The 17,100-nt window shown below is 43.0% G+C and carries 14 protein-coding genes and 1 pseudogene; 8 read left to right on the top strand and 7 right to left on the bottom strand.

The genetic code is table 11. From position 1 onward, the window contains the following. Positions 1-7: 7 nt before the first annotated feature. Positions 8-949 (top strand): CPBP family intramembrane metalloprotease, encoded by a 942-nt coding sequence (locus tag G4D54_00275; protein QJA00948.1) that lies wholly within the window; start codon positions 8-10, stop codon positions 947-949. A gap of 328 nt (positions 950-1,277) precedes the next feature. Further along, positions 1,278-2,043: pseudogene (locus tag G4D54_00270) on the top strand (YwaF family protein). Here the strand turns inward: G4D54_00270 and G4D54_00265 are convergent. Further along, the gene (locus tag G4D54_00265) at positions 1,997-2,764 is read right to left on the bottom strand and encodes a nucleoside/nucleotide kinase family protein (protein ID QJA00947.1); all 768 of its coding nucleotides are present in this window, start codon (positions 2,762-2,764) and stop codon (positions 1,997-1,999) included. The pseudogene G4D54_00270 and the gene G4D54_00265 sit on opposite strands and share 47 nt — an antisense overlap. Before the next feature lie 131 nt (positions 2,765-2,895). Between G4D54_00265 and G4D54_00260 the strand changes: the two genes are divergently transcribed. After that, positions 2,896-3,423: a hypothetical protein gene (locus G4D54_00260; protein ID QJA00946.1), complete on the top strand. Its 528-nt coding sequence runs from the start codon at positions 2,896-2,898 to the stop codon at positions 3,421-3,423. A 175-nt stretch (positions 3,424-3,598) separates the two neighbouring features. Continuing rightward, positions 3,599-5,374, top strand: coding sequence for an ABC transporter ATP-binding protein (locus tag G4D54_00255; GenBank protein QJA00945.1), 1,776 nt, complete (start codon positions 3,599-3,601; stop codon positions 5,372-5,374). Positions 5,375-5,471: 97 nt separating this feature from the next. On the opposite strand, the gene G4D54_00250 is transcribed toward G4D54_00255, so the two are convergent. Next, a complete protein-coding gene (locus G4D54_00250; GenBank protein ID QJA00944.1) occupies positions 5,472-5,840 on the bottom strand; it encodes a nuclear transport factor 2 family protein in 369 nt (122 codons plus the stop codon). A 69-nt stretch (positions 5,841-5,909) separates the two neighbouring features. Beyond that, positions 5,910-7,853 (bottom strand): PTS transporter subunit EIIA, encoded by a 1,944-nt coding sequence (locus G4D54_00245; GenBank protein ID QJA00943.1) that lies wholly within the window; start codon positions 7,851-7,853, stop codon positions 5,910-5,912. Positions 7,854-8,184: 331 nt separating this feature from the next. Between G4D54_00245 and G4D54_00240 the strand changes: the two genes are divergently transcribed. The 4 genes from G4D54_00240 to G4D54_00225 are packed head-to-tail and all read left to right on the top strand — an operon-like array spanning position 8,185 to position 12,661. Continuing rightward, positions 8,185-10,827 (top strand): PTS fructose transporter subunit IIA, encoded by a 2,643-nt coding sequence (locus tag G4D54_00240; GenBank protein ID QJA00942.1) that lies wholly within the window; start codon positions 8,185-8,187, stop codon positions 10,825-10,827. Positions 10,828-10,841: 14 nt separating this feature from the next. Further along, positions 10,842-11,156, top strand: a complete 315-nt coding sequence (locus tag G4D54_00235; protein QJA00941.1) for a PTS sugar transporter subunit IIC — start codon at positions 10,842-10,844, stop codon at positions 11,154-11,156. Between the two features lie 20 nt (positions 11,157-11,176). Next, complete coding sequence (locus G4D54_00230) at positions 11,177-12,214, top strand: PTS fructose transporter subunit IIC (GenBank protein QJA00940.1); 1,038 nt, start codon at positions 11,177-11,179, stop codon at positions 12,212-12,214. 3 nt (positions 12,215-12,217) lie between these two features. Next, positions 12,218-12,661, top strand: a complete 444-nt coding sequence (locus tag G4D54_00225) for a PTS sugar transporter subunit IIA (GenBank protein QJA00939.1) — start codon at positions 12,218-12,220, stop codon at positions 12,659-12,661. Positions 12,662-12,816: 155 nt separating this feature from the next. Here G4D54_00225 and G4D54_00220 read toward each other — a convergent pair whose 3' ends face one another. The 4 genes from G4D54_00220 to G4D54_00205 form a co-directional block, all read right to left on the bottom strand. Further along, positions 12,817-13,068: a hypothetical protein gene (locus G4D54_00220; protein QJA00938.1), complete on the bottom strand. Its 252-nt coding sequence runs from the start codon at positions 13,066-13,068 to the stop codon at positions 12,817-12,819. Between the two features lies 1 nt (position 13,069). Continuing rightward, positions 13,070-13,558, bottom strand: coding sequence for a helix-turn-helix transcriptional regulator (locus G4D54_00215; protein ID QJA00937.1), 489 nt, complete (start codon positions 13,556-13,558; stop codon positions 13,070-13,072). A 473-nt stretch (positions 13,559-14,031) separates the two neighbouring features. After that, on the bottom strand, positions 14,032-14,580 hold the full coding sequence (gene nrdG, locus G4D54_00210; protein ID QJA00936.1) for an anaerobic ribonucleoside-triphosphate reductase activating protein: 549 nt from the start codon (positions 14,578-14,580) through the stop codon (positions 14,032-14,034). Then, the gene (locus G4D54_00205) at positions 14,573-16,918 is read right to left on the bottom strand and encodes an anaerobic ribonucleoside triphosphate reductase (protein ID QJA00935.1); all 2,346 of its coding nucleotides are present in this window, start codon (positions 16,916-16,918) and stop codon (positions 14,573-14,575) included. Before G4D54_00205 ends, nrdG begins: the two co-directional genes overlap by 8 nt. Positions 16,919-17,100 lie beyond the last annotated feature (182 nt).

The following is a 17,100-nucleotide window of genomic DNA, read 5'->3' as shown; positions in this document are numbered from 1 at the left end:
TATCCGTATGGAACATGAGCCGTATCTGGAAGAGGAACATAAAGATCAGCTATGCAAAGAGGACTGTAAACGTATAGCCGGCTCTCTGCTTTTCTACTATATTTTATTATTTGCCTGTGCCTTTACCTTAGGAATCATAAGCAGTGCATACATCATGTCAGGCGCTTCGCAAACAGAGCTTGAAACAATCACAAACATCTTCAGTATGATAGCAACCTGCTTTGTAACGATTTTAACGCTTGTAATATATAAAAAGAAGCTGCATGTAACAATACCGTACTCTCTATGCAAGGAGTGGAATTTTCTTTCCATCCTTCGCTATACGATTATCGCTATGGGATTGTCTGGAGCAGCAGGAATCCTTATACAGCTGATAAATCAGATCCTCATCCATTTTGGCTGGGTCATGACAACGCCGGATTTCTCCATGAAGCCGGATATCGCCTACAATCTAAGCATTGTACTCTCCGCCTGTATCATTGCGCCGATCATGGAAGAGCTTCTCTTTCGCGGATTGATACTGCAAACGCTGAAAAGATATGGAAATGTCTTCGCTATTCTTGTGACAAGTCTGCTGTTTGCATTGCTGCATGGAAATCTTCCGCAGAGTGTCCCTGTTTTTGCTCTCAGTATGATGATTTGCTATGTTGTTTTAACGTCGGGTAGTATCCTGCCAGGTATAGCGATTCATTTTCTGAATAACGCTTTCGCAATCATGGAAGTCTCACTGCTTTCAGACAATGGCCAGATTTCTACAGTCTTTCTTATACTGGAAGCGCTGTTTCTACTGTATGCGATGTTTACTCTCTATCAGAAAAGACTGATCATACGGAATTATATAATTCATAACAGAGGTTCCCGTGTTCGTACCTTTTTCAGTAACTGGATATCGATCCTCTTTCTGGTCTTATGTGTTTTCATTATGATTACAAGCTTTCAACGAACATAAAACAAGGATGCGCCTGCCTGCACACTCACGACAGAAAGGAGCATCCCTTTTATTTCTTTCTTCGCGGACATGTGTATAACAGAATTGATAGCCGCAGTATGCTGTTATGATTTGAGTTTCTCAATTCTGCATGAACCATAAAGCGGGTATGCAGTTTATCAAGTGAAATCATGGAACGATCCCTATGTATCACAAGGGTGAACATACAGGAAGGAAAATTGCTAAGCAGTATGGAATACCTCTGTTTCAATGCTGCTTCCAGTGAAAACACTTTTTTCTATTGCAGTTTCATACTATCGTGTCCATACTATAGGCAGGAGGTGATCGCATGGAGAATTTTCTGAATGCGACGGCATGGACAATGGCTGAGCCAAAGCCCTATGGACTATTTCATATCGTTATGCTGCTAGTTGGTATCCCTGTGTCTATTGCGCTGGCATGGAAGCTGCGCAGGGTGAGTGATCGCAGCTATCACCGTATATTGTTTGCTATTGCAGTTATTTTACTGCTTTCCGAATTATACAAGCAGCTCTTTCATTTTTATGTTATGGATAACAAAACCTATGACTGGTGGATTTTCCCTTTTCAGCTATGCAGTCTTCCTATGTATCTTTGTGCAATTCTTCCCTTTATGAAAAAAAAGCAGATGGCTGATTCCTCTGGAAACCTTCCTGATGGATTTCAATCTGCTTGGCGGTCTTATGGCGCTGCTGGTTCCGGATGGCCTCATGCATCCTTATATCACCTTGACGCTGCATGCCTTTGTCTGGCACTTTCTTCTTCTGTTTGTCAGCTTTTTCATCGGCTTTTCAAGACACGGTGATACCTCTCTTTCAGGGTTTATAAAAACCCTTCCGATTTTACTTATCTGCATAGGAGCTGCCACACTGCTCAATGTTTTATTTCATTCCTACGGGGATATCAATATGTTTTATATCAGTCCTTACAAAATCACTACCCAGCCTGTATTCTCTCAAATTATGAAGCGTACCGGCATATGGATAGGCAATCTCCTTTATATCACGGCAATGTGTATCGCTTCCTTTCTCATTCACAGAATGTTTGCCACGATTCGTCGAAGCTGCGAGAAATGAGCCGATACCCTCCATCTGTACAAAGCTTCCACACCTCATCACTATTCAAACGGTTATGTAAGACACGCTGTACATTGCAGCGATCACTTTTTTCATAAAAAACCTCTGCCTGCTCATTGCTTAGCCCGCCGCGGCTTTTTCTGTCAATGAGTCTGTCACGCAGCAGGTTTTCCTCCGCTTGAATAAACACACAATAGTCGCATAGTGCAGAAAGGGAGCGATAGGGTTTCTCGTCCAACAGAAGATAATTACCTTCCACAAGAAGAATACTGCCTGTAATATGCAGCCTATGCTTCAGCGGCTCATGCAGATTACGGTCATATACCGGCCACCAGGTATCGCTTCCTTTTGTTTCCTTTATCAATGCATACATTGCTTCTGCATCAAATGTTTCCGGAGCACCTTTTAGTTCCTTTAGTTTTTTTCCATCCTGAAAATGGTTATCGAGCCAGGCATTCGTATAATGAAATCCATCCATACCGGCATACTGCATATCCATACAGCCCAATTCTCTGGCGAACTGACAGAGTGCTATCGCAAGTGTGGATTTCCCTGTTGCAGGAGGAGCCGCCAGAAAGACTATGAGTCTTTTTCCTGATTCCTTTTGCAGCTGTATGACATGTTGAAGAAATGGCATAAATACTGTTTTGATATCCTCTTCCTTGTATTTTGCCTGTATGTCATACCCATTCACGTTGATTGTTAACATTCGTATGCCCATCGTATCACCCTTTTTTTCATTATAAGGGGTTTTTGATTATTTTCAAAGTAAATACTTAGATCTTTTTATATTGCATGCAGCTCTCATTTTATGCAAAAAGACTTGCCTGAAACAATCTTAATAATGCTTAAATGGAGTTTAATCCCTATAGACGGTATGCTATGATGATTACGGTTGAAATGATTACTGATGATTACACAGCTGTATACAATATATTTTCAGAGGCTGTAGATCGCAGTCAGGTATTCATAGAAAGGAAAATCATGAATTTAGAGAAAAAGTACCGTATTATTAAAATCTCTTTCATCCTCGTATCCTGCTTGTTTTTTACCGTGCTGTATGCCATAGGCACCTATGTCAGTGAACGCAAGGAAGAGCATCGATTCGCAAAAGGTATTCGTGGAACCTATACCAGTGCCGATAGCTTTACGAATATCAGTCTGGATGATGAGGATCAGCTTTATTATTTATCTGGTGATCGTGTATCTCATGGTACATATAAAAAGCTTAATGAACAGGTTTTCAAGCTGCTATCCGGGCATTTGAAGGATGCCTACATCGTTAAGGATTCCAATGGCGATATCATTCTTATCGAACAGGATACGTCTGCCGCCAGATTTAAAAAATACGATAATCATATTACCATTGTATCGGAATGAGAAATCTAAACTGCATGATTGCATGCGTATGTTTTCACAGACCGCATGCAGAAGGGAGATATCTCCTTTTTTGCTTACAGCTGTTTTTATACGATTTGGAATCAGTGGATATGAATTGTAAGCCGCTTCTAATTCGTGTATAATAATGCAGTATGCGAAACGGAGGGATTTTTGAATGGAAGTTATGAAGAAATTTATAAGCTATTATAAGCCATATAAGACTGTGTTCTTTCTTGATATGTTCTGTGCACTTGTGATAAGTGCGGTTGATCTTGCATTTCCGCAGATTCTGAGCTATCTGAATACTACATTTTATATTCAACCAAAGGATATGATTATGGACAGTCTGCTTCTGCTTGGGGTAGGACTGCTTGTGATGTATATCGTTCGTGCAATCTGCCGGTATTATGTAACAGCGCAGGGACATATTATGGGAGCACGTATGGAGAGCGATATGCGTCAGGATCTGTTTGATCAGTTTGAGCGCCTGTCCTTCTCCTATTATGACCGTAACAATACCGGGGAAATGATGAGCAAGCTGGTTTCTGATTTGTTTGATATTTCAGAATTCGCGCATCACGGACCGGAAAATGTATTTATCTCGCTATTGAAAATTATCGGTTCCTTTCTGTTGCTGCTGTACATCCACGTACCGCTGACCCTGATTCTGATTGCGGTAACGCTGGTCATGCTGATTTTCAGTATGCTTCAGAATAAGAAAATGCAGGCAACCTTTATGGATAACCGCCGTAAGATTGCCGGTGTCAATGCAAGTCTGCAGGATTCTCTGGCCGGTATCCGTGTTGTCAAATCCTTCGCCAATGAAGACATTGAGCGTGATAAATTTTCTCACAGCAATCAGCTGTTTCTGCAATCCAAGACGAATAACTATTACCGGATGGGACTGTTTCATGCAGGAAATAATTTCTTTCAGGGGATGCTGTACCTGACGATTCTGGTTGCGGGTGGATATTTTATTGCCAACGGAACACTCGATCCAATTTCTCTTGCGACCTATGCCCTGTATATCAACATCTTTGTTGCTCCGATTGAGGTGCTTGTTGAATTTACAGAGATGTTTCAAAAGGGCTATTCCGGGTTTAAACGATTCCTTGAAGTCATTGAAACAGAGCCGGATATTCAGGATGCACCGGATGCACAGGAGCTGAAGAATGTTCAGGGTGTCATAGATTATGATCATGTGACCTTCTCTTATAATGAGGAAGAGCATGTTTTGGATGATGTTTCTATACATATCGAAGCAGGCCGTTCCATTGCTCTGGTTGGACCAAGCGGCGGAGGGAAAACGACAATCTGTTCCCTGCTTCCAAGGTTTTATGATGTGAAGAACGGAGCTGTGCGTGTGGATGGTCAGGATATTCGAACGCTGACACTGGAAAGCCTTCGCAAGGCAATCGGTATCGTTCAGCAGGATGTATATCTGTTTACCGGAAGTGTAAAAGAAAACATTGCATATGGAAAACCCGGATGCACGGATGAGGAAATTATCGAAGCAGCCAAAAAGGCAAATATTCATGATTTCATTATGGGACTGCCGGATGGCTATGATACCTATGTCGGTGAGCGTGGCACACGACTGTCCGGAGGACAGAAGCAGCGCATCAGTATTGCCCGCGTCTTCCTGAAGGATCCAAGAATATTGATTCTGGATGAGGCCACAAGTGCACTGGATAATGAAAGTGAACGGCATATTCAGAAAAGTCTGGAAGAGCTGGCAAAAAACAGAACCTGTATCACAATTGCGCACCGTCTTTCCACCATACGCAATGCAGATGAAATTATCGTTATATCTGAAAACGGCATGGAAGAAAGAGGAACACACAATGAACTGCTTGCGAAGGGCGGCACCTATGCCAGTTATTATCATATGCAGTTTGAAGGTCTGGATTTTGATGAACAGACTCGTGAAACACTACATTCCAGACAATAGAAAAAGCACGGTTGTGAAAAATCGTGCTTTTTTCTTGTTCTGCTGTTCAGCCAATATATCGATATATACGAATGTTCACAGGTGTTAACGCCATGCCTTACGGCAGTCTGGAATAATGCACATGCACCAGCTTTTTCCCCTGCGGATAGCTGCGGTAAATCTGTGTTTCCCTTCCCTTGTTCATGATATGTTCCCCGCTGTCCTTCATCGTCGCATACAGCGTCCAGTAAAAGCGTACAATTGTAATATCACAGAATTCCTGAACCTTAACATCATCCTGTTGAAGGTCGCGCGTTTCATACTGAGCCATCGCTCCGTGATAAAAGGAAGCAAGGATAGCATCCAGTCCTTCCACTTCCCCTTTTGGAAATATCATGGAGCATTCATCCTGATCACTCCACACCTCACGAATCAGCGAATCACTGCAGGTATTGACGGATTGTATATAGCTTTTTAATTCTTTCATAGTAACCACCTCACCTCACCATAAATCCTACACGCAGCTGAAAGGATTGCAAGAGCAAATATAAAAAGCTTATGCTTTTTGTTCGGTATCAAACAGATATTTTCTGATTTCTTCAAGACTGTTACAGCTTTTCAGCATGTGCGTCTGCTCATCATCAGAGACAATCCGTACAATGCGGCGAAATATTTTACTGTATTCCGTACTGATATCCTCACCGATGGCCGCAAAGAATACAAGATCAACAAGCTGATCATCCCATGTGATCGTATGATCGAGTTTGATAATTAAAATAACGGAATTCTTCACTGCTTTTTTCGTACCGTGAGGGACTGCAACACCACGTCCGATTGCTGTTGAAGAATACTGAATACGATCATAAACCGACGCCTCAAACGCTTCTGTAACATATCCGTTATCCTCCAGATATGTGCAGTATTTATGAATGAGACTTCTGCGATTTTCACAGCTGTCCTGAAAATAAGAAAGATAGCTGTCAAACTTTGTGCGAAGCTCCAGCGTATGCTTGATTTCTCTTGCAAAAATCCAATGACGAATCTGCGAACAGGATGCTTCTGTAAACAAGTGATCGATATTTATAATATTGGAAGCATGCAGACGGTTCGTTGTAGCATTCAATATAAGATCATGCTGGTGCCCCGTTTCTTTTTTCATTTCATCACTGCCTATAATGTTCACAATTTCTATTTCACGAAAGGATGTTTCAACCATGCTTTTAATATAGGATTCAAAGGTGATTCCGGCATCACAGATCAATAAACAGCGTATGGAACGGATATTCCTGGAGCGGTTTAAGGCTCCGACGATATGCAAACAGATAAAGCCAAGCTCATTGGCGTCAAAATAGATGTGTTCCCTTTCCTCTATCTTATCAATCGTTGTCATGATTGCGACATAGACCTCCGTGTATTTCGTTTTGATTGCTTCCAGCAGAGGATTCTCACTTGAGATACCATACTTCATTCTCCGGATTGCCGGCTTCATATGATTGCAAAGGTTTTGTTTGAGCTGTTTATCTTCTGACAGATCGACATTCAGACGTTCCGATACCAGATAAATGAATCTATCCAGCATGGCACTGTCCAGCTCCTGAAACTGATCCTGGTTTTGCTGCTTGCGGGTTGAAAGAATCACCCGTTCCAGATAATATATTTCCTCTTCGGGTAGGCTTACATGAAATGTCTGCTCCATTTTCAGCTTCATGATGGTGGCTACATAATATTCCTGTAGATCAGTGCTGATGGTTGTCTGCTTTTGAACTGACCTGTCAATCTGACAGCGCGTAAGTAATATACAGCATTTGAGAATCAGCATACCGAAATCATAATCACAATAATGAGTATTCAGATTGATTTCCGATGATTTTACAATCGGGATAATCATACGAATCATCTGAACATCAAATACCATTTTCATTTTTTCATATAATGCATCCGGCAGACGGACATCCAGATCATTATGCTGATATCCCTGCACCGGAAGAGTGTCTACAAAACGGTAAAAAAGATTTCGGATATCCTCTTCGTGTCCTTCCAGAGACAGACCATAGTTTGAACGTTTTCGAAGTCTGCAGTCATAGTTCTCAGCAAGTCTCTCAGCTTCCTCAAGAACAGTGGTCAGTGAGGACTTTGAACGGTATAATGCATCTGCAAGATCCTCCATACGGATCGCATCCCTATAAGTTAAAAGCATATGCAAAACCGTATGCAAATCATTTTCCTTTTCCAAGGGGACAGATGTCTCAAAGCGATTTTTTTGAAGCAGCCGGTAAATCGCCTCTCTCTGTTTTTGTGTACAGTGAAGACGTATTCCGATGTTCGGTTTTTTTATCAGCTCGGCACCATGAAGGAGCTGTAGAAAACTGGTATCCTGCAAATCGCTGTGTATCGTTCGCGAAGATACTGCGACCTGTTCTGCAAGCTCTGCCACAGTCTGAAAATTCTGTTCCTCTACAAGTATATTCAGAAGTTCCATCCACCTTTGTGTTTTTTTCATGATAAGCCTCCAGTTCACTGTCCTTTTTTTTATCACCCATTATAGTATGCCAAGAGCCTTCCATACGGTATCTATCTCGATCCTGCGGAAAAGATACAGATTTAATTTCTGCTTTTCTTTCGGAACGCATACCGAAGGTGAGAGCTGTATGCCGAAAATAAACAGCATCTGATATCCGCTTTCTTCCATAGAAATTATATCATAATTTCTATATACAGCTGTCTGGAAAAAATTGCAGGAATACCTGTAGATGTTGAAAAAAGGAAGTGCCGTGCTCTATTGATTGTTGAAGACAGCGGTTGATATAGTAAAGGTGCAAGGAGGAACAGCAATGAAGAAAACAGCACATTGTATTCATCATACACATTGGGATCTGATCTGGTATTTCACAGCACAGGATGCAACCGTTCAGCTGTGCTATAATATGAAGGAGATGCTGGAAGGCTTTCGAAGCGGAAGAATTACAGATTTCTTTTTCGACGGACAGAGTGCGCCGATGGATGAATACAGAAAGCTTCACCCGGAGGACGAAGCATACATACGAACTCTCGTAACGGAAAAAAAGCTCGTAATCGGACCCTTTCACTCGCAGCTTGACTGCTTTATCTGCAATGGTGAATCTGTCATCAACAACCTGAGACTCGGCATGCAGTCTGCCGAAAATCTCGGATATGTTTCCAGGGTTGCATATCTGCCGGATTCCTTTGGACATTCCTGGGATTTTCCCAAGATATTTCATCAGTTTGGAATTAAGGATTTTGTCATAACACGCGGTGTTGGAGATGATTATAAGCTTGGCAGCGAATTTTACATGAAATCAAATGACGGCAGTGAGCTGCTGGTATGCACAATGATTGCAGGCTATGGATACGGATGCTATGCATTCCGTAATGGTACATTGTTTGATGAATCAGCTCTTGACTACAATAAAATCAGTGTACAAAGTCTGATTGACCGGCTCCTGTCCTATTCCACACTGGATCACGAATTTGTATTTCCGCTGGGCTTTGATCAAAATCCGGCAATGCTGGATATACCAAAACGAATAGCAGAGTATAACGCACAGCAAACAGACATTGCATTTGTATCAACAACATGGCAGGACTTCTGCAATCGTGTAAGAGAACATGGTCACAATTTAAAATGCCATGAGCATGAACTGTTCTCGACGCAGTATCATCGGGTTCACCGTTCCATTTTCTCCGCACGCGCAGATATCAAAGCACTGCAGGATGCCTGTGAGCGAAAAATCACATACGGTCTTCAGCCTCTTATGTCCATGCTGGATGCACAGGGTATCCCGTATGACCACGGACTGATCGATGAAATATGGAATCGTCTGCTGCGCTGCCAGACACATTCCTCTGCGACACTGACAGATGAAACAAATGATTATATTCAGCAGGAAACACAGAATGCTTACAATCTGATAACCTCTCAAACGGTATTTCTGATGAAGCTGCTTTCTCTTTCTGTACAGAAGAAGGAGGATGGATATCCGCTGCTGGTATGCAATACGCTGCCATATACAAGAACACAGACACTGCATACAACTGTACAGACTGGAAAACCTGATTTCCGAATCCTTCTGGATGGAAAGGAGCTGCCGTATACGCGTGCAGAGACAGTAAAAAAGAACTGTGGTGTTTTACGTAAAGATATCCGTGATATGGATCCTAAGGGCTATTTCTATGAAACAGAAATCATATTGCAGATTGATCATATGAAGGGCTTTTCCTATCGCACATTGTATATTCAGGATATTGATCAGCCATCTGTCAGCTATGAACTGGCGCAGGTTCCTTATATTGAAAATAACCGTTTCCGTATTCACAAGGATGAAGAGGGTGTACATATCTTTGATTACAGGAGTCATAGGGAGCATCGCAGCGCTATCTATCTGGAGGAATCCGGGGATGAGGGAGACAGCTTTGACTATTCTCCTCCAGAATATGACTGGATTCTTACAGATTACTTTGAACATGCAGAAGTTTCCTGCGTACAGAATATGACTTACAGCTGCATGACCCTGACAGGTACCATGGAGATACCTCAGAATCTGAAGAATAGAAAAGATAGAATACGAAATTCCGGTATGCGATATAAAATTAAGCTTGAGCTGATAGATAAGAATAGTATCCGTATTTCGGGAACGATTGATAATCATGCAATGGATCATCGTGTACGTCTGGTTTTCACCGGACAGGCACCGCATACGTATTCACTTGCAGGGACACAATACAGCTACATCAAACGCGAAAGCACTCCGGCAGCTTTAAAGAACTGGAAGGCGGATGGCTGGTTTGAAGAGCCCAGTCCAACATGGCCGTTATTGAATTATGTATCGGTAGAGGATGATGAAGTCATGACTGTTATGACGAAAAGCAGTAAGGAATATGAGCTGATAGACGAAGGTAACAAGGATATCGCTGTAGTATTGTTTCGTTCCTATGGTGCTATGGGCTATCCGGATCTGCATCGTCGTCCAGGCAGGCCCAGCGGTCTGGACTACATGATATTCCAAACACCGAAATGTCAGATGCTGAAAGAAAGCAGCTTTGATCTGGCCTTAACGTGGTATGAAAGCTATGACGGTAATCGTATCTGCCAAGATTACATTCAATATGCCTGCCCGCAACTCTGTTTTGAAGGACAGCATTTTGATAAGTCCGTGCATCCGATATCCTATTTTCCTACCAATCCACCAGAGCAGAGACTTCCGGATTCCTGGAGCTTTCTGAATATGGATGAGTTACAGGGCTGCTTCGGATCACTGGTGAAGGAAAAAGATTACTGGCTGCTTCGTCTGTATAACAATGAAATAGAGCCGGTATCCTGCGGCATAATACATAGTGATGAAGCGCTTGTTTACACACTGACGACACTGGATCATACAATACACAAACCGCTGTCCAATGAGCTGGAGCCTCTGCGTAAGGGTGAACTCAGAATGATACAGATAGAAAGAACATAAAGGAGGACTTGTTTATGAAACGCATTATCGGAGTATGTGCCTGCCCGGCAGGAATTGCCCATACGTATATGGCCGCTGAGAATCTGGAGCGGCAGGGTAAGAAACTGGGCTTTCAGGTAAAAATTGAAACAAATGGTTCCGGAGGTGTAGAGAACCGATTACGTGAGGAAGATATTAAGGAAGCAGACTACGTTATCATTGCGGCAGATACCCGTGTGGAAATGGAGCGCTTTCGAGGGAAAAAGCTCCTGGAGGTTTCTGTAACAGATGCCGTGAGAAAAGTAGAAAGCGTATATGAAAAACTGAATGATGCACTAAAAGAATATTAAATGAGAAAGAGGAGAAAATTATGAATTGGAAAAAAAGCTATAATCATCTGATGTCCGGTGTTTCTTACTTCCTGCCATTTGTTGTAGGTGGTGGAATTATGCTGGCATGTGCCTATCTGTTTGATTTTCAGAATGCCAACACAGCGACCTTCGGCTCATCCAATGTTTTCGTTTCCTGGCTGAATCAGATTGGCGGGCTGGCTATGGGGTATATGTTTCCGATTATGGGAGCTTATATTGCCTATTCCATAGCGGATCGGCCGGGGCTGCTGACCGGTATGGTAGCCGGTGCTTTGGCAGCAAACGGCGGCTCCAGTTTTCTTGGCGCTGTGATCGGCGGCTTCGCAGCGGGTTATATCATTCTCGGTCTGAAAAAGTTGACTGCTGGGATACCTCGATCTCTGGAGGGAATCAAAACACTGCTGATATTCCCGATACTGGGTCTTGCATTAACAAGTCTTGCCATGCTGGCAATCAATTCCGTCGTTGCCCCTGTCAGCAATGCGCTTACAGATTTCCTGTCCGGTCTCAGCGGTACAAATGCTGCACTGCTTGGGGCAGTAATCGGCGGTATGCTGGCACTTGATCTTGGCGGTCCCATCAACAAAACTGCATATCTGTTCTCTGTTGCAACACTGACTGCAGCAGATGGAGGAACCGTACCGTCTGTTGTCATGGCTTCCTGTGGCTGCAGTGCCATGGTAATTGCTACAAGCTGTGCTGTCACCTGTACGCTGTTTCCTAAAAAGTTCAGCGAAAATTTACGGGGGGCAAAAATTGCTGCATATATTATGGGACTCAGTTTCTTTGTTGAAGGAGCCATTCCCTTTGTAGCAGACCGGCCTAAGAAAATTCTTCCTTCCTTATGTGTTGGAGCAGCAGTAACAGGAGCCTTGGTAGCCATGTTTGGAATTACACTATCTGCACCGATTGGCGGTCTGGAAACATTGCTTCTTGTCAGCAATATCCCATTATATCTGTTATCGTTTGCAGCAGGAACAGCAGTTGCTGTCTGTATGATTTATTTCTTTATCAGAAATGAACCGGATCAGGAGTAAGACATGAAGTTGATCAATGAGAATCTGATTCTCCTTGATATGAATCTGCAGTCCAAGGATGATATTATTTCCTGCATTGCGGATACACTGGAGAATAATCAGCGGCTGTGTGATAAGCAGCAATATATAGACGATGTTTATTCAAGAGAGGACGAAATATCTACAGCCATGGGCTCCAGCATCGCTATACCGCATGCATTGTCATTGGGCGTCAGGCATACATCTCTGGTCTTTCTTCGACTACAAAATCCAATTCAATGGGATGATGATCAGGTTCAGATGGTATTCGGTATTGCTGTACGCAAGGAAAACAGCGGGAATGAGCATCTTAGAATCCTTTCCAACCTGGCAAGAAAGCTGATGGATTTGGGATTTACAAATGCGCTTCTTCATTCAGACAATCCGGACGGCTGTCTGCAGCTGCTGGAAGAATGCAGCATTAGCTGAAGATAAAACTACAGCTTTGCATGTTACATAATCAGTAAAAGATAGGAAGTAGCTTAGAAACAGGTCAACGGCACCTGTTTCTTTTTTCAAAATGCTTCTCTTCTTTGTTCAGGAGCACAGGTGTAAACAGAAAAAAGATCATAGCCATGATCCTTTTATAATGTTATCTGCACAATTTCCCCATCAGCCGTTTCTACATCAACGATGGTTAATCCCCTGTATTCCTTACTGAAATGCTTTAGAAGCCGCATCATCTTTCTTGTGGTCTCCTTATCCATTGTCCATGCTATTTCCGTATTCTCCTGTATTGTCTTTCTAATCACTGTACAGGTGAGCGTATTATAAAGCATGTTATCGGGAATGCGAAGATTTAGACGGCAGGACTGTGCATGTATCCGTATCTTCATGCTATTCGACAATCACTTCGACATGATCTCCGTTTGCAGAATCGACTTCTACAAGCTTCCCGATCACACCACTCTCTATCAGCTGCATAATCATTCCCAGATCGATTTTCTGCATCATTGGATTGTCTGTCATCTGCGGGATGTCCAGCCCCATATCTCTGGCCATTTTTACCAGAGCCAGCGGCAGGTTGACACGTACTCTGTCTCCATTCTCTGAATCCACATACACTCTCAAAAACATCTGTTCGATATCCTTTCGCTTATCTTCCGGAAGCAGTTCGACTGTCTGCACCTTTTCTTTTAGAAAATCATCCAGAGAAATATGGAAGAAGTCTGACAGCTCAATCAATACTGGAAGATCCGGCATAGAAAGATCATTCTCCCATTTTGATACAGCCTGCGGCGAAACTCCCATTTTATCTGCAAGCTCATCCTGTGTCATACCCCTTGCTTTTCTCAATTCACTTATTTTGGTTCCTAATGCTTTCATATAGTGTTCCACCTTTCTTCACACCCTCATTATAGAAATGATTCCTTCCTAAAGGAAGATAGAGCTGGTTGAATGTCACAACTGCTCGTTGTCTGCTTCTCAACCAATAGTAGAATTCCCCATATTTCCTTTTACAACAGCCTTTTACATTATATTCGTATCAACACACTTATCTGTCATGCAATCTATTCCTTAAAATCTTATGGAAGAACTTCCATTGCATATATGCAATCTTGCTGCTGTCATCTTCAGTGCCTGCATAGTTCACACATCAAAATAATTATCTATAAAGTTTTCTGTATCATAATAACAAGGGCACAAAGCATCTCCTTTGGAAAAAGGCATGCAATACTTAAGAACAGCCGCATTCCCTCTTCCTTTTGGCTCATATGACGCTGTTTGCAGTTTCACAGAGAATCGATGATTCAGCTATTCCTCTTATGCTATAGAAAGAGATAAAAGAAAGGATATGGTCATGCATTGATCATATCCTCTTCCTTCAGCTTCTGATTCTGTTCATCCTTTTCTGACAGGATGACACTGCCGCTTTGCAGTGATTTCTGTACATCGATGATTCTCTGATTCCGGCTTCCCTTAAAGACAAGACGGTAATCCTTCCGCTCATTCACAAACTTACCGTCAACCAGCACATCAAGTTGCACAAGCAGCCTTTTCCTACGCTCATCCGCAAGAAGCTCTTCATAGGTGAACCCGCTGTAAGCCCAGATGTTCAGCTGTTTTTCCTTTGCCGTTCTTACGATTTCCAGCAATGGATCAACCTGCAGAAACGGCTCTCCACCTGAAAGTGTCAGACCGCTCTGCAGCTGTGCATCACGAATCTGCTGCTGCAGCTGTTCCACGGAATACAGGGTGCCGCCTTCCGTATCCCAGGTTTGCGGATTGTGACAGTTTGGGCAGTGATGTCTGCACCCCTGCGTCCAGATAACCATACGAACACCGGGACCATCTACAAAGCTGTCCTCCTGCATAGGGGAAGCCAGTCGGATGGTTTTGTTATCCATGCTTTACACGATCCCGTTCTTCAGATGCCTTTGCATCATTGAAACGGTCTACCGTACCTACCAGATAACCGGTAATACGGCGAATTTTCTCAAACTTATATTCTTCCTCACGCTCGTCTCTTCCGCATTTTGGACAGACATGCCCTTCAATTACACCACTGTAGCCGCAGCATGGATCACGGTCTACCGGATGGTTGATGCTGCCGTAACCGATTCCCGCATCCTTCATACAGCGAACGATGGATTCAAATGCTTCCAGATTATTGGTAGGATCTCCATCCACTTCCACATAGGAGATATGTCCGCCGTTTGTGAATTCATGATAAGGAGCTTCCTTCTGAATCTTCTTAAATGCTGTTATGTGATAGTATACCGGTACATGGAAGGAATTTGTATAGTAATCCCGATCTGTAACACCCGGTATGATACCGTAGATTTTCTTATCAATCCGTGTAAATCTTCCAGACAGACCTTCTGCAGGAGTTGCAATAAGAGAGAAGTTCAGACCGTATTTCTCTGTAGCTTCATCACAGATTTCACGCATATGCCCTACAATTTTCAGACCGAGCTTCTGCGCTTCTTCACTTTCTCCTTGATGTTCTCCGATCAGCGCCTTTAAACATTCCGCCAGACCGATGAAACCAATCGTCAGCGTTCCCTGCTTGATGATTTCCTCCAGCGTATCCTCCCAGCTCAGATTCTCACTGCCGATCCAGACACCCTGTCCCATCAGGAATGGGAAGTTTTTCACTTTCTTTCTTCCCTGAATTTCCAGACGCTCCAGCAGCTGCTGAATAACGATTTCCATCTTTTCATCCAGCTCATTAAAGAAAGCAGCCTCATTGAAATCACCATTTACAGCAACTCCGTGCTTGATTCCAAGACGCGGCAGGTTGATGGAGGTAAAGGAGTTGTTTCCTCTTCCTGTCGCAATTTCCGGACCGTTGATATTTCCCATAACGCGGGTACGGCATCCCATATAGGTTGTTTCTGTTTCCGGATGTCCTTCCTTGTAATACTGTTTGTTGAACGGAGCATCCATAAAGCTGAAATTCGGAAACAGACGTTTTGCGGATACACGCATTGCCAGCTTAAACAAGTCGTAGTTAGGATCCTCAGGATTATAGTTAATGCCTTCCTTAACCTTGAAAATCAGAATCGGGAAAATCGGTGTTTCTCCGTTCCCTAAACCTGCTTCCTGTGCCAGCATCAGATTTTCACTGATCAGTCTACCCTCCGGTGTCATATCCGTACCGAAGTTTATACTGGAAAACGGTACCTGTGCACCGGCACGTGAATGCATGGTGTTCAGATTATGTACAAAGGCTTCCATTGCCTGATAGGTTTTTCTTCTTGTGGCAACGTTTGCTTCTTTATAAGCGAATTTATTGATCAGCTCGATTTGTTCCTCACCAAGACCGAAGGTTTCCTTCAGCATGGCATTCAGGCTGTTCAGGAAGCTGTCGTCCATGATCATAGCTGCAGTTTTTCCTGTTTCCTTCTCCACTGCCTTGAACGATTCTCTCACATCAGCATCCAGATTGATAAACAGCTCCAGCGCTTTGTTGAGATTACTGATATATTCCTTGCGGAAGGTTTTTGCGACACCCTTTGCCAGGTAGAAATCAAAGGCAGGTATACTCTGACCGCCATGCTGATCGTTCTGGTTACTCTGGATTGCGATTGCCGCAAGAGCTGCATAGCTGGTGATATCCTGCGGTTCACGCAAATGCCCGTGACCGGTTGAAAAACCACCGTCAAACAGCTTTTCCAAATCAATCTGACAGCAGGTCAGCGTCCCCATATTCATAAAATCCATATCATGAATATGGATATCTCCGTTTTCATGAAGCGCCGCATGCTGCGGATTCATCAGCTGACTCATACAAAATTCCTTGGATACAGCACTTCCGTACTGCAGCATGGTACCCATTGCCGTATTTCCGTCAATATTGGCATTCTCACGCTTGATATCCGCATCGTTGCTGTCCGCAAACGTAATTTCCTCAATGGATTTCATCAGTCTTGTCTTCATGCTGCGGATTCTTGTACGTTCTGCACGATACAGGATATATGCTTCACTGGTTCTCGCATGACCGGTTTCAATCAATACCTTAATAACTGCATCCTGCACATTTTCCACGGTTGGTGTTGTGCCCTGGTATGTATTATTCAGAAGATTTACGACTTTCTCCGTCAGTATTTCCGCTGTTTCATAATCTGCTTTGCTGCCTTCCTCTTGTGCTACTCTGCTTGCTGCCAGGAAAATAGCTCTTGTGATTTTTTCTGGAGAGAAATGTATTTCACGTCCGTCCCTTTTCTTAATGCTAGTGATCATAGAATCCTCCTTAACCTAGAACAATGACAATAGAAAATACACGCGGCATTTACGTGTATTCAGATTGTTTATGTTGTAGATGAACCTTCATCTCTATTTGCTCTGACACTTATTATACCTCAATTTCAGTGTTTGTGGGACTGTAAATGCTTTTTTTTATTTACATGAAAAAGTGTAAGCAT

The organism is [Clostridium] innocuum, from assembly GCA_012317185.1.
Taxonomy (GTDB): Bacteria; Bacillota_I; Bacilli_A; order Erysipelotrichales; family Erysipelotrichaceae; genus Clostridium_AQ; species Clostridium_AQ innocuum.
The sequence above is the reverse complement of the archived record's forward strand: the minus strand, read 5'-3'. Positions and strand labels throughout refer to the sequence as shown.

Bases quoted from the DNA above. Each gene is read 5' to 3' on its own strand.
- G4D54_00255 (QJA00945.1), top strand. From the start codon at position 3,599: ATGGAAGTTATGAAGAAATTTATAAGCTATTATAAGCCATATAAGACT.
- G4D54_00250 (QJA00944.1), bottom strand. From the start codon at position 5,840: ATGAAAGAATTAAAAAGCTATATACAATCCGTCAATACCTGCAGTGAT.
- G4D54_00240 (QJA00942.1), top strand. From the start codon at position 8,185: ATGAAGAAAACAGCACATTGTATTCATCATACACATTGGGATCTGATC.
- nrdG (QJA00936.1), bottom strand. From the start codon at position 14,580: ATGGATAACAAAACCATCCGACTGGCTTCCCCTATGCAGGAGGACAGC.
- G4D54_00205 (QJA00935.1), bottom strand. From the start codon at position 16,918: ATGATCACTAGCATTAAGAAAAGGGACGGACGTGAAATACATTTCTCT.
- G4D54_00245 (QJA00943.1), bottom strand. From the start codon at position 7,853: ATGAAAAAAACACAAAGGTGGATGGAACTTCTGAATATACTTGTAGAG.
- G4D54_00260 (QJA00946.1), top strand. From the start codon at position 2,896: ATGGAGTTTAATCCCTATAGACGGTATGCTATGATGATTACGGTTGAA.
- G4D54_00265 (QJA00947.1), bottom strand. From the start codon at position 2,764: ATGGGCATACGAATGTTAACAATCAACGTGAATGGGTATGACATACAG.
- G4D54_00215 (QJA00937.1), bottom strand. From the start codon at position 13,558: ATGAAAGCATTAGGAACCAAAATAAGTGAATTGAGAAAAGCAAGGGGT.
- G4D54_00225 (QJA00939.1), top strand. From the start codon at position 12,218: ATGAAGTTGATCAATGAGAATCTGATTCTCCTTGATATGAATCTGCAG.
- G4D54_00275 (QJA00948.1), top strand. From the start codon at position 8: ATGGAACATGAGCCGTATCTGGAAGAGGAACATAAAGATCAGCTATGC.
- G4D54_00230 (QJA00940.1), top strand. From the start codon at position 11,177: ATGAATTGGAAAAAAAGCTATAATCATCTGATGTCCGGTGTTTCTTAC.
- G4D54_00220 (QJA00938.1), bottom strand. From the start codon at position 13,068: ATGAAGATACGGATACATGCACAGTCCTGCCGTCTAAATCTTCGCATT.
- G4D54_00235 (QJA00941.1), top strand. From the start codon at position 10,842: ATGAAACGCATTATCGGAGTATGTGCCTGCCCGGCAGGAATTGCCCAT.